Genomic DNA, 12,987 nt, shown 5'->3' on the forward strand with positions numbered 1-12,987 from the left:
TTCAATTACTCAATGTTTGGGAAGCTGCTGCCATCATGGCGGCGGTATAGATGGAAACGGCACGCTGCCATTTCGCAAGGATCTCGGCGTTGTTGGGATTGCGAGTCAGGACCGTCTCGATATTGGTCGACAGCGCCGGATCAAAGATGTCGACCTGGCCGTCGATTACCGACTGCAGGAACACCTCGTCTGCTGTCATTGCAGGCGACTCAGGAATAGCGGGCGCGGATTGTTCAACCGGTGTCGGCTCACTCGCCACGGTAGTTTCAGCAACGACCTCTTGGGTAACTTCCGCCGGTGCAGGAATGACGTCGGCTTCGGCAACGATTGGCGATTCGGTCGTCGGCTGCGGTTCTGAAACTGGCGTTAGCTCGCTCACAGGATCCACGACGGGATCCGTCATTGCCATCGGCTCCACAATAACCGGACTAGCTTCGACAACCGGATCAACGGTCACGCCAGCAGGGGTGACAGAAACAAGGTCAGCGGCCATCAGCGGCATCCCACCTTCAGAGATTGGATTGCTACCCTCGGGTGTTTCAATGACCTCTGGCGTCACGATCTCGTCCGGTACAACTTCACCCGCCTCGGTGGAAACAGGATCCGCGACAGGTTCCGATGGTATGGTGACTGCGGCGATTGGTTCCAGGACTGGTTCTGGGGTTGGTTCAGGAGCCGGTTCAGCGACCGGCTCGGCGACAGGCTCAGAGATAGGTGCCGTCGGCGCGGTGCCGATACTATCGGGAACACTGGGCGTAGACTCCTTCTCGACGCGCCTGACTTCCAACTCGCGCCGCAACCGTGCCAGGGTTGCCTCCTTTTCCGTGATCGCTGTCTTCAATGCTTCAATCGCCCGCATGCGCGCAGAGCGCTTCGCATTGGCGCGCTGGAACGTGGCCGAATTCCGTTCGGCTAGGCGCATCAGGCGATTCGCCACCTCTCGCACATTGAGATCAACACCGCGCTCAGGGGCAGCAACAATCGTTACGTCCTTTTTATTGAGCATCCATTTCCACGAAATCAGATCGTCCGCTGGTGCGATTTTTTGCGGCGTCACATCCGGATTGTGAAAGTAGATACTGAGCGTCTGTCCGTCCGACAGTTCGTAGACCACCGCTACATTGGCCGTTCCCCGCTGTTTGAATGGCTCCGTAATCTGCATGGCGACTGGCTTGACGGTGCCGCCAGTGCGCTCCATGACGCTCTGCATGATCTGCATCTTGCGTTCAAGCTTCGAAAATGGCGTCACCAGCGCATCGAAGGTATAGACACATTCTGCGTCATCCAGAATATCCGTCACGCTCAACGGGTCGTACATCAACCCGCCTTCATCGTGACGCCGAATGTCGTACAGCAGACCGTCATATGTCTTGCCAATGAGGGACTCGCCGTCCCACATTACTTTTTTCATGTTGTCGTACCCTAAAATTGGAAGAGTCGCCGCGTTGATCGGCTTGGTGTGATTGCCGTGCTTGGCCCACCATATGAGTTGAGGAATTGAAATCGGGGCGATGTCGCCCAGCCCCCGCCAGCCTCGGTGATAGCTTTCCAGATAGGCACAGGATGCCGCTTGCACATCCGGAAATCCCAGCATGATTTTGTGCTCGTCAAACGCACCGGTCTGCTGATCGACCTGGTTAATCACAAAAGCAGCTCGGGATTCTGGGTAGTAGCCGATGAAGACATCCAGCGCGTCGCCATCATTGCCGATCGTGCCAACGAGATGGCCGTAATGCGCCGACATCCTGTTTTGCCATAGGCGGCCGGCCGCATCGACGCCGGACCGAAACGAGCCGCGCGGCTGCTCAATGGCGATTGCCATGCCGTGAAGGGTCGTTCTGCCTACTTTGTAATTACCTGCCAGCTTCTGGGCCTGAGTCGGCTCCGACAGATTGTTGTGGCCCATTGCGCCACGATGGGCATCGGCTTCGATGCGTGTGTATTCGTCCATGTATCCCCTTCATTGCAGCAAATGATAGGGGGAACGGGAGCACAATTTGAGAGGTGTTTTCCTGCTGGTAGAACTGGAGCGACTTTGAATTTTCTCAAAAAAAAAAGAGGAGCCAAGAAGCTCCACCTTTTACCCTGCTGCAAGCAGGATTACGGACTTGCTGTCTCTCTTAACATTTCGCTGGGACAAAGAAACCTATCGCGTCCAATCCGCTCCCGCTTCGGCCAAATAATCCGCGGACATCCTGCAAATTCGTCAGAAGAAAAGGATCACCGCCACCACCGCCAAACGGACCATATGCGGCTCCCGTGCTTGTTATAAATTTCAGTTGATCGACCCCTGAGCCAGACCGTCCTTCGACCCGAGTTATATACTCATTGGCGGCCAAATTGATGCTACTCAATTCACCGCCGTCTCCACCGTACCACGCACCAGTAGTGCGGCTTCCCGATGGGGTGCTCCAGACGGCTTGAATAGCATCCACCCCAGAACCATGGCGAATATTAATACCTACCAATTGGCAAGTCTCGGTTAGATCAGTAGAAAATGCACCACCACCACTACCGCCGTGTTGCTCAGTTCTCGTGAATCCGCACATATTTTTTCTCCATGGGAAACGACCAGGATCAAAAACAGGCGAAAGAAAACTTCAATCGCCTATATGACCTCTCTGCCAAATGGTCGTTAAAAATTATATACTTCCAACGAGAAAGCTTAACCTGTCAAAATTGATAGGTTCCATCAGCATCGCTATAGATTTTATTGGCAATGAAGACGCAGATTTTTTGGAGTTTCTGGTTAGCTAGAGTTCCGAACAAACGATCTAAAGAAAACTCGTCCGACGATCCGTATCGACAGTTCACTCCTTAAATCCTTCGATGTGTGTCAGGTCATCACGCTTCTGTAATATGTACCGTCTGCTATACGGGGCAATATTGATGCTACCGTCGATCGCCACAACCTCGTAGGCGATCTTCACGTCGGCATGCAGCAGCATGTACAGCACATCTTTTGTCTTCGCCGTAAAGTGCGCATGATCCTCTACCGGAATAGTTGCCTCGATCAGTGCGAGGATTTGCGGCTCGGCGTTGTCTAACGCGTCACCACGATCAACAACCGTGGATGCCTGAAAATTCTCCACGATCAGTAGCTTAGCGTCCCCCAGCAGTTCCCACTCGACGTCCGGCTCATCCGAGGAATCCAAGACACCAAGACCGCCCAGCGTCGGCATGCCGCCCATGCTGCCGTCAGCCTGGCGCAATAACCGCTGCCGGAAAGCATGGCATGGAATGCCATTCGGATGGCGCAACGTGACACTACGCGCCGCCTTGTTGATTTGCGTTGGTACAGAGTGCAGCATCATTAATCCTTCAGTTTCATTGTGATCACGTCAAATTCCGCCTGGGAGAGCTGGCCGGCATCTTTGAGTTTTTGTAATGTCTTTTGCGCTTCAATGACCGCCATACCTGCCACCTTATCCGCCTTCTTGGCTGCAGCCAGCACAGCATTTTTGAGGCTCGCCGCCGATTTATTTGGCTTCTTGACACTGATGCCACGATTTTTACGCGCTTGTGCCGCGGCGATTTCGCGCGCCTTGGCCTGCGCAATCACCGCTGACTGTTTGATGGCGCCCTTTTGCCCACGCTCGACCATGCCGGCCACAATGCCGCGCACGGCCAGGCTACTGCTGAATTCCTTCATCACGCGTAATGCGTGCTTGCAGGCCACCCCGCTGAGTCTGGGATTGCGCAACTTTGGATACGCGGCTTCCTGCCGCCCTTTAACAAAGCCCCCTACGGTGGCGATATAGCGATACCAGTAAGTAAAACGGCCGCAGTCGCATTCAAATTTTAAAGGGCTGTCTTTGACCAGCCACTTAGCCAGTGCTTTGGGATCTGTCGGCGATGCGACCGCCGCATCGAAATTCATAATTTCCACCGACACATAGTGGCGGGTCACGTCCGAATCAGCCGAGGCATCTGTCACAAAGCGAATGTCCCCCCGATTCGTTCCCGCCGGCACAGCCATTCGGATCTGCTCATTGGCGCGTTCGCGATCTTCCGGCAAAGACAGATTAATAATTTGCTGCGCGGTTAGCCCAGGCTTTAGTTTGCTACCGAGTGCCTTGGCGTTCTTCCTGAAAACCACCAGGTCATCGTTGGTAATCAGGCGAACCTCGCCGCCCAAGGAGGTCAGCAACAAGCGTTCAGCGCTGTATTCCCCTTTGACTTCGTGCGGACGTAACAGATTGACTGCCTTAGCGCGTCGCTCTGCATCGGCCTTCCGGAGTTGATCGACGGCCTTTGCTGAACCACGGATACCCAGCACGGCTGCCAATTTTGCGCTATTGATATTTGTCATTATCCAAAGTTCCCAAAGCGCGCGGTCGTCTTGAGCGTCAGCAACTGAGACTCCGTCGGCAGCACCAGCAATTGCTCCGGCAGTTCCTGCTCGACAGAATCCAAGCCGGCTGCAGCCATCACCACCAGGAATTCATCCGGGCGCCCATAGACGCGCCGAGAGATCAAGGTCATATCAAAGCGCTCATCCGGCTTGGTTTGATAGCGAATCGCCATTCCCCACACCGGCGTCTTTTCCACAAAGTCACGCACCTGACGATAAAAGATCGCGGTCGATGCTGTGTTCTTGTTGGCGCTCATGCTGAAACCAATGCTGTGCTGACGTCATCAGGCGCCACCGGCCAGACGATGGGATGCGGGAAATGCGCTTGTTCGGGGACGCGGTTCAAGTTCACCCGATATTTCTTCCAAGCTTTGACCTGAGCAACATCCGCATCACTGGCCTCATCCACGTCGACGCGATCCTGATATTTCGTCACCTCGCTATTGGCGCGGCGCAGTTCGCGTGCAATACGCGCTTGCGCCGCATCCCGTAGCTCGGCTTGGGTCGGCAAATAATCCGGCGTGGGTCCACGCTTACCTGACTTGCATTCGGCGTATATTGCGCGTCCATGGGCTTCAATATCGTCGGCGCACGCCAGGAAGGTCCGATAGTCGTCCCAAGCATCAAATTTGACGGAACACTGAAAACCGTTCGGCATACGCACAACGGTCTTGACGTCGGAATAGGCAAACGGATCTACCCGGTCAGGCAGCTCGGACGGCACCAAGGTCGGCGCAGGCTGCGGTACCATCAAAACGGGAGGCGCTAGCTCCGGCAGATCGAATACAGGCGCAGACGCTTGTTCTTCAATATTCCCAACATCCACGTCCGTCGTTCGTGTGCTTTTCTTGGTTTCCATTACGCCACCCTCTGCCATAAAACTGAACTCGATTCATTACCTTCCACTGCCCCCGATCCGTAGTCGTACACCTGACCGCGCTGCTCCCAGATACCTGCAAGGCCTGTACCATCTTTTCTTTTGTTCAATATGTAACCGCCGACGCCGCCATGCTGTAAGCCTTGACCGGAAAGTTGATTGGCGTACATGGCGGCCACGCACGATCCCACGGCCAGCGCAGTACGGTTGTAGATGGAGAACTCACTGTGACCGGCCTCGATACCAAGTATGTAATAAGGTTGATTGGCTAGCGGGTTCTCGGCATACCGCAGCGGCATACCACTCCAGGTGCGTGCATTGCCGACGCTGAGATTGCTGATGGCAGCGAGACGCGCAGCGGTTGGCCCATCGCTGCCCCACAGATACGCGGGCTGGCCGCCGGGGTCCGACCACTGAAGCTGCATATAGCTGTTGCTATTGCTGATTTTTTCCGCAGTCTGTGCGCCGCCGGCATTGGTGGCGTTTTTAACACTGAGTTCAGCTGGATTGAAGGCACAAATATCGCCTGGGCCGCTGCCACCCAACAACCACGGCGGCTGACCAGGTTGACCCGCCCAGCGCATGCGCATGGGTCGGTCACCAAACACAACATAACCCAGGTCGGTGACGTCGACGGTGGCTTTCAGACCGTCATTTGCCCAGCCAATTTTTACCAAATTAGAGAGCTGGCCGATGCCGGTGCCTTGCTGGACAGGCGTGTAGTCAAGCTTGTTTTGTTTCGACGCTGGATCGAAATTCCCGGAATGCCAGAATTTGTTCCAACCGTTCCAGGTGACACCGGTTCCGTTGCGATACCAAAGATTGCCGTTGACGGAAAAGCCAAGCTGGTGCGCCGGGCCGCCAGAAAAATCGGTTCCATCACCATACTGACGGAACGTCAACCGGCCATGCGTGATACCGCCATCATTGAGGCCATCAGCACTATTATTGGCAAAATCGGGATACAAACCGAAGTCACGATCTTTGGGAAGGACATTTCTCTCACGGTCAGAAACATCCACGCCAATACCGTAACTGCTGGTGGCCGCTGCCCTAGCGGGGACATAACCGATGGTATTCTGCTTGCTGCTAGGATCAAAGTTACCCTGATGCCACACAGACTGGCCGCCGATGGTCATCGCTGACGTGACATTGATGCTGCCAACCTGCAATGCACCGTATGACGCACCGTCGCCCGCAACCACTTCTAAAACATTGTCAGCAGTCAGTCGGAGCTGAGACACGCAGACACCTCCCCAATGGAACACCATTTTGGGGGCGTAACTAATGTCTCGCCCATTGGTGTCGGTGGCTCGTGTTGCCTCGCGGATTTCCAGCGCGAATGATGTGCGCGCCGGATCAGCCTTGCCAGCAGCAACCGAAAGCGGTCCCATGACATCACCCGCTTTTTTGACGTAGAACGCGTCCCCACGTGGCTCGGTCAAATACTGCGGATGCGAATCGCCAGCAGTTTCATGCGCACCGATGAGCTGGATCGCCGTATTGACGTTCGGATCCACCAACACCGTTACCGAATCGGCCGGTAGCGCAGTTAAGCCCAGCGTGTAAGAGACGGTGGTCACGCTGTCATCTGCAAAATACAGGATGGGCTGATCGGGCTTGCTGTAGATCGCGAACAGGGTGTCGCCAGCGTAAAAGCCAATTTCGCTACACCAGAATGGCGATCCAACGGGTGCGATCGCTTCAGCATGCACCTGAACCTGCGTCGGGGACACCTTGCCGCCACCTGCAATGGTGACCCACATCATTTCATGCTGCAGGCTAGTTTCGGTGCCATTTGGCCTGTATTTACCTGTACCGAAAGCAATACGGGTAACAGCCACCTCAATCCCGGTTTTTGGGACATTGATCGCGGCCATCACGCCGGCCCCGGTGAGGATCGGACTAATTGTTCTTGGTTGCGTCTTGACTGGGGGGCTCATCACATGGAGGGCAGCGGGTCTGGCCGCCGTAGCTGAAAATATAGCTGCTATTTTCTGCTACGCCATTCCCTGCAAATGATGACATTTTCCATTCAGATCGTCACGAACCCGCCCTGACCAGCATCGAGAAACCAGTCCTGCATTTCCATCGCGCTGCCAATTCCCAGCGCCTTCTTGACATACAACGCCGTCGCCAGCACCGCCACCTGCCCGCAAGTGATGTCCGGCGACACCCGATACAGCCGCTTGCCAAAGTCGCTCATGCCATCCGGCTCCAGCTTCTGGCGCGGGTCACAACGCGCGGCCTTATCATCAATCATCAGCGTCTTACTGTTGGAACGAATGAAGAACTCCTCGATGGCGTCCATGAAATCGACATCGGTGAACAGGCAGTCCCGTTCGGCCAGGCCGACGCCGCCGATCAGAATCGCGTCGCTGAAGCGGTCGGCGCGAAAGACCGCCTCTTTGCTGACCAGCAGAATGTCGGATTCCGCCTCGTAGTAGGAATACACCGTCGCCGGCATCATGCCGTAGCCGGAGATCGAGGCTTGGATTTTCATAGCTCCGGCACACCCTGAAGCCATGGCACATCTGGAGCCCCGTCAACGACATGACTATGGACGTTTTGCACCAGGTCGTGCGAGATCACTTGTCCCACTGCCGGATAGCCATGCGGATTATCGGCGCTGCCATCGCCCTTCCCGTCGTTCTGTTCGCCCGCCTTCGGTCCTGAGAACAAGGGAATCGTCTCTCTCAGCGTCAGATCGATCGCCAAGATCGTCAAGTTCTTCTGCCCAGAGTCGACATTCATCGCCGGCACGTCAGTAGCCTCCAGCATCACCGGCCAGTGATGGTTGATGCCAGCAAAGCGGTATGTCGCATCAAACCGACGATTGACGATCGCCGCAATAAATAAGGTGAATTGGGCTGCCATGCTGCGCGCCGTCTCATCCTCGGCGGCGCAAATGACGATCTGCGCGCGGCGTTCTCCCTGCATCTGCCGTAGCTGAAAAATCCGGTTCAGCGGATCGCCCGGCAACGTCACCCATTCCGGCTCCGGCACCTGCCGAGAAAAATCCCCCAGCACCGGCGAATAATCCTTGCCGGTCGCCACAATCATGACCGGCAAATACGCGCTGCTGCCCGGACCGTCGTCATTGTCATTCTTGCGCCATGCGGCCAGCATATCCTGCACCTGGTCAATCATTCGATCCGGCGCCCATACGATGCTTTGACTGATCCCGCGCTCGACAAACGACTTCATCGCCCTAGTGGTCGGCGTGAGGGAGGCGTAATAGCGCCCCATATAGCGGCCAAAGGCCTCTTTCAATTCAAGCATGGGATCCTCAGCGGCGCAGAAGGCGATTGACCAGGTTGTCGACGCACCGACTTTCTGGCTGGTCCGGTACAACGATACCCGGCAAGATCGCGCGCTTAAATTCAGCCGCACCCGCACGCATCGAGTTCAATGTGCTCTTGCTAACGACCATAGGGAGTGCTCCCGCCGAATCCAGCGAGACCTGCCTGCTAGCCAGCATCGCTAGGTATTGTTCGTTTTCTTCCTCCAGCCTGGCAATCACCGTCAGCGCACGCTCATGATCGGCCCGGGCATCCCCGAGGCTAGCCTGGGCGCTATCCAGCAGCGCCAGCATGCCATGCAAATTCTGGTTGTAGTCGGCAATCACCGCATCATCTAGCACCACACCGCCGTCATCTGCGCTAGCCGCATCCAGCACATAACCGCGGTTGTCATCAAAGTTGGGCTCATTAACGTAATCGAAACCAAAGAAGCGCCCTTCAACCTCGCTGAGCGCCGACGAGAAGCCGCCCTTTTTACTCTCAAACATCTTTTGCGCAGTACGGCCGGCATCGGTCGCCAGAAATTCTTCCTCGTGCTCGATGGTGCCGTCTGGGTACGCCTTCAAATGGATGGTTGAGATCGCCGGCTCCAACTTGACCAGCTTGCCTTGGTAAATTCCACCCTCCGGCGGCATCATGCCGAATTTAACGCGCGGCCAATGGCCGTAATAGCCGAACATATCGCGCTTTTGAATGCGCTCCTGCGTCCTGGCGCCATTGATAAACGCGGCGACCTTGTCGATATTAAAATGCCGCGGCTTCCCCGTCAGTTCGCGACCGCGATCATTGAGGTTGTACTGAATCACACCTGTTCGCATCCTACTCTCTCCTGTCTAGTGCGGTGAAGGCAGCATCGCCTCGCCCTCAGCCCGATAAAACTGCTGCGCCATGGCGCCATTAAAAAGACCGATTTCGTTCTCAAAGCGCTTCAGCAGCGATAGCTGCAGCACATACTTGGCAGCGATCACCGCGCGCAACGCGGGCGCTACCATTGGAATGTTCATCCCCATTTCTCCCTCATCATCGATCGACACCCGGATCCGGCTGGTCAGATAATGCGTGACACCCGGATCTGCGCTGCCGATGCCGCTGGCGCTACTCAAGGCGGTTGGATAGGGCTTGCTCTTATCCTGCCAGAGCTGCTCCACGATCCAGCCGTTCGGCCAGAGCAGTTGCAGATACATCCTCAGGAAATGCAGCCCTCGCTTGGGATTCCGCGCACGCCAGGCTTTATAGAGATAGCGCATGGCCGGCTCTTCGGTACGAATCAACGCCAATCCTTCCCGCTTCACGTGCCGTTCGATCAAGGGCAAGGAACCCAGGTGCGGCACGCCATAAACGTTGAGTTCGCGCTCGGCGTCCCGCAAGTGGGTCTTGAACAAAAACAGGACCAGCTGCTTTAGCTCAGCTTCCAGCGCGTTGGCGTCGTGGCTGTGCTGGAGCGGGCCAAGCGATGGGATTTTGCTATCTGCGCCCATTACTGCCCCCAGGAACCCAGGTTGTAATTGGCCAGGGTCACGGAGACATGCACGCTATCCAACGTCATATAGCGGAAATGCTCCGGCAATTGCTTGCCTTGCATAGGTGCGATCGTCACTGAAAAGTCACTACCCGAATCCTGCAGCGCTTGGACATTGTTCTTCAACAGCGCGTAGATCGCCTTGTATTTCACCACCAGCATGCCGGCGCGGATCGGCACGGCCTTCTCGCCGTATTCCTTGAGCAGCACATCGAGAATCTGCTTTTTGACAGCCGCGGCGTCGTGAATACGCGCCACCTCGGCAACGATTGTTATGCCAATGGCAAGAATGGCTGGCGTGGTGAACACAATCCGATAGGAGTCGTCGGCGGCTTTGATCACCCGCACAATCTCCTGTTCGATCGATTCACGCGTGGCGCCATCGGGCGGTACAAAGGAGACGAACAGTCGGTTGATATTATCTAGGCTCGGCCCGCGCACCAGCTCTTCAATCGTTTCATTCCAAATGGAGAGAAATTTCAGTCCGGCGATATTACGGCGAACCAGGAAGTCGAACTCGCCCAGATACACCGCTGTCTGGTCATAGGCGGATGGGTATTTGCAGAGTTCCCGCAGCGTCGCGATATCAATAGGCGCAGCACCAGGAATTAGCAACGAATCCATCGTGATCTTGATCAGGCCGTCTTGCGGCGCTATCGCATAATCCAGGGCGAAGGGGCTGCCGGCGTCCGGCCGCACGTCCCCTGTGGTCTCATATACGGTCAGGGTGAGAGCCTCGCCGACGTTGGGCTGATAACCCACATAACCGGTATAGCCGAACACGACGAACAAGCGCCGGTATTCGTCGCATTCCACATGGAATACCTTGTCGCCATTGGCAACATTCGTAAATTCCACACTATATGTATACGGTGTGCCAGCAGAGTCGACTACGGAGATACCGCTGATAAAGCGCCCGTCGCTGGGCTGCGGCACCTCAATCTTATAGAACGGCTGCGAGACGGTCACAGTGTGCTCAATGGCGCGAACCTGCTTCTGCAGCAGCTCAGCATGCCCCACGCCGCCGGCAGGAACCGTTACCGGCGAATCGGTAACGTACATGCGCCCGCTGGAATCCAGCAGGCCGCGACCGGCGCCAATGGCAAAGGGAAGATTCGTTGGATTGTCGACTCTCACCCGCACCCGTGCCGGCGTCGCCATCGGCATCAGTCCCTTCAGCGAGGCATCGGCCAGCACCGTCGAATCCCTTACCTTGTCGAAGGGTTCCATCGCGCCGAGCTCGATCTGCTGCGACATCATCGCCATCATTTGGGCAATGGCGGACTGCGCCTGCAGCAGCCGCGGATCGCCTACCTGGTACAGCGCGGCTAGCTCGGGAAATTGCGAGACCGAATTGACGATCACCCGATCAAAGTCTTCCTTGGAATAGGCCATGTCAGCTCACCCGCTCCTGCCAGCCGGCGACGTCAACAATCAATTCGCGGCGATCCGGCAAGGCATCGACATAGAAAACATTCACGGCGCCAGCCGGCATTGCCTCCAACGCCGGCACGTCCTCGCGCATCTTGCCGATGAACGCATCGCCGATGCCGGCGGCCATGGGATTTTGCAGCAACGATTGGGGATCAGCGCCGTAATCCGAGCCGAGATAGCCGTTAGGTGGCGTACTCAGCCAGTGGCTGACCATGGATTGAATGTCTTGGGCGGTGATCGTCGGTTTCATGGCGATGATGATAGAGCCATCGCCATTGGTGAAAAACGGAGGTTTTCCTGTATCAGATCCCAACCATCGGAGAATAAGAAAAGGCCACCTGAGCGGTGGCCGTAAGTGTCTGCTGCCAAGCAGCCTGCAATCGCTATCTCGCTTGAACCGGTTTCCCGTTCTCAGTCACTACGCCACTTTTAAAAAGGAAAACATGGTCTTTTTCCTTTGCGACCTTTCGTTGCAAGGATTCTGATGCCATTAACCCGATCCATGCCGGCATTGTTACTGAAATCGAATCTGCCATTTTTTTTACATCAAAATAATCGGTGCAAGTTCCGAATGGAGGAGTTGCTTTCACACCTGAAGCCGAAACGGTAACGAAATAAAGCTGAACAGGACAGGCACTCCCACCGTTGTCTTGGATGAGAACGACATCATTTTTTCCGAGTTGATAGGTGCCGACTTCCTGAAGACTACTGTTCCCGCGAATCGAAGGATTCAATGGCTTGTTTTTATACAGAAGCACGTTCTCATCGTTTATTCGTAGCGCACCGAAGCGTGTCGCGATATCTCCGTCCTCATCCTCGGCAAAGGCGATGGATGCAAGCAACGACAGGGATGCGATTAAAACGAAATACTTCAACATAGAGATTTTTCCTTTTGGCGGGCCGTTGGCATCGAGCAGTGGCCTGAGTTCTCGACTTACACCGCGGGTCTAGTCGAACGTCTTTTCATCAACAGTACAGCCGATTTTCTTGATAGCAGATTTCACGGCACCATCTACGCTTATTTTTTTCTTAATAGACAGGTCAATACTTTTATTAATTGCTGAATCCTCTTTGCACTTGTAAAAACCATCCTTGGTCAATTTCACCAACTGATATGTTGGAGTAAATTCGTTTCTTGGATCTTCCACTACATAACGATAAGTCGCGTAATAATCTGCGTTAATCTTACTTACAGTTGGCTTAGTTATAACCTGGTGACAGTTTCCGAATTGCCCCTCTGAGGGAGCTATCAATTCCAATTGTTTTTGGACATCCTCTCGATTAAACAAGGAGCAACTCGGCATGAAATCGTTACCCTGGAAATATTGTGCGGCAAGAGGAGTATAAATCTGGCCATCAATTTTCTGAGGCAGGATCATCGTCACGAAACTTTTCGCATTGACTTTATCAGTTACTTCTTTTTTAAAATCTGTATCGTGTGCATGTGCAATGCTAAAGACTAATAGGAAAGGAGTTAAGTATTTAATTTTCATTCTTTTCA

15 protein-coding genes are annotated in these 12,987 nt (G+C 54.9%); all 15 read right to left on the reverse strand.

What is annotated here, in order from left to right; all coding sequences use genetic code 11:
* Position 1: 1 nt before the first annotated feature.
* The 15 genes from KHU30_RS04460 to KHU30_RS04530 all read right to left on the reverse strand — a co-directional run bounded on the left by KHU30_RS04460 (position 2) and on the right by KHU30_RS04530 (position 12,979).
* Positions 2 to 1,951 (reverse strand): defense against restriction DarA-related protein, encoded by a 1,950-nt coding sequence (locus KHU30_RS04460; RefSeq protein WP_211441401.1) that lies wholly within the window; start codon positions 1,949 to 1,951, stop codon positions 2 to 4.
* 169 nt (positions 1,952 to 2,120) lie between these two features.
* Positions 2,121 to 2,549, reverse strand: a complete 429-nt coding sequence (locus KHU30_RS25655) for a jacalin-like lectin (RefSeq protein ID WP_211441402.1) — start codon at positions 2,547 to 2,549, stop codon at positions 2,121 to 2,123.
* A gap of 261 nt (positions 2,550 to 2,810) precedes the next feature.
* Positions 2,811 to 3,314: a hypothetical protein gene (locus KHU30_RS04470; protein WP_211441403.1), complete on the reverse strand. Its 504-nt coding sequence runs from the start codon at positions 3,312 to 3,314 to the stop codon at positions 2,811 to 2,813.
* On the reverse strand, positions 3,314 to 4,312 hold the full coding sequence (locus KHU30_RS04475) for a hypothetical protein (protein ID WP_211441404.1): 999 nt from the start codon (positions 4,310 to 4,312) through the stop codon (positions 3,314 to 3,316). The genes KHU30_RS04470 and KHU30_RS04475 overlap by 1 nt, the downstream gene beginning before the upstream one ends.
* The gene (locus KHU30_RS04480; protein WP_211441405.1) at positions 4,312 to 4,611 is read right to left on the reverse strand and encodes a hypothetical protein; all 300 of its coding nucleotides are present in this window, start codon (positions 4,609 to 4,611) and stop codon (positions 4,312 to 4,314) included. The genes KHU30_RS04475 and KHU30_RS04480 overlap by 1 nt, the downstream gene beginning before the upstream one ends.
* Positions 4,608 to 5,213 (reverse strand): tail fiber assembly protein, encoded by a 606-nt coding sequence (locus KHU30_RS04485; RefSeq protein ID WP_211441406.1) that lies wholly within the window; start codon positions 5,211 to 5,213, stop codon positions 4,608 to 4,610. The genes KHU30_RS04480 and KHU30_RS04485 overlap by 4 nt, the downstream gene beginning before the upstream one ends.
* Positions 5,213 to 7,111 carry a hypothetical protein gene (locus KHU30_RS04490; protein ID WP_211441407.1) on the reverse strand — a complete coding sequence of 633 codons (1,899 nt, stop codon included), beginning with the start codon at positions 7,109 to 7,111 and terminating at the stop codon, positions 5,213 to 5,215. Before KHU30_RS04490 ends, KHU30_RS04485 begins: the two co-directional genes overlap by 1 nt.
* Positions 7,112 to 7,266: 155 nt before the next feature.
* Positions 7,267 to 7,734, reverse strand: coding sequence for a hypothetical protein (locus KHU30_RS04495; RefSeq protein WP_211441408.1), 468 nt, complete (start codon positions 7,732 to 7,734; stop codon positions 7,267 to 7,269).
* On the reverse strand, positions 7,731 to 8,513 hold the full coding sequence (locus tag KHU30_RS04500) for a hypothetical protein (protein ID WP_211441409.1): 783 nt from the start codon (positions 8,511 to 8,513) through the stop codon (positions 7,731 to 7,733). Before KHU30_RS04500 ends, KHU30_RS04495 begins: the two co-directional genes overlap by 4 nt.
* Before the next feature lie 7 nt (positions 8,514 to 8,520).
* A complete protein-coding gene (locus KHU30_RS04505) occupies positions 8,521 to 9,351 on the reverse strand; it encodes a hypothetical protein (protein WP_211441410.1) in 831 nt (276 codons plus the stop codon).
* 15 nt (positions 9,352 to 9,366) lie between these two features.
* On the reverse strand, positions 9,367 to 10,011 hold the full coding sequence (locus KHU30_RS04510) for a hypothetical protein (protein WP_211441411.1): 645 nt from the start codon (positions 10,009 to 10,011) through the stop codon (positions 9,367 to 9,369).
* Entirely contained in the window at positions 10,011 to 11,447 is a 1,437-nt protein-coding gene (locus tag KHU30_RS04515; protein WP_211441412.1) for a hypothetical protein, read from the reverse strand. Before KHU30_RS04515 ends, KHU30_RS04510 begins: the two co-directional genes overlap by 1 nt.
* A 1-nt stretch (position 11,448) precedes the next feature.
* Positions 11,449 to 11,736, reverse strand: coding sequence for a hypothetical protein (locus tag KHU30_RS04520; RefSeq protein ID WP_211441413.1), 288 nt, complete (start codon positions 11,734 to 11,736; stop codon positions 11,449 to 11,451).
* A gap of 133 nt (positions 11,737 to 11,869) precedes the next feature.
* Positions 11,870 to 12,364: a hypothetical protein gene (locus KHU30_RS04525; protein WP_211441414.1), complete on the reverse strand. Its 495-nt coding sequence runs from the start codon at positions 12,362 to 12,364 to the stop codon at positions 11,870 to 11,872.
* A gap of 69 nt (positions 12,365 to 12,433) precedes the next feature.
* Positions 12,434 to 12,979, reverse strand: a complete 546-nt coding sequence (locus KHU30_RS04530; protein ID WP_211441415.1) for a hypothetical protein — start codon at positions 12,977 to 12,979, stop codon at positions 12,434 to 12,436.
* Between the last annotated feature and the right edge of the window lie 8 nt (positions 12,980 to 12,987).

This window comes from Collimonas humicola (assembly GCF_018304945.1).
GTDB lineage: Bacteria > Pseudomonadota > Gammaproteobacteria > Burkholderiales > Burkholderiaceae_D > Collimonas > Collimonas humicola.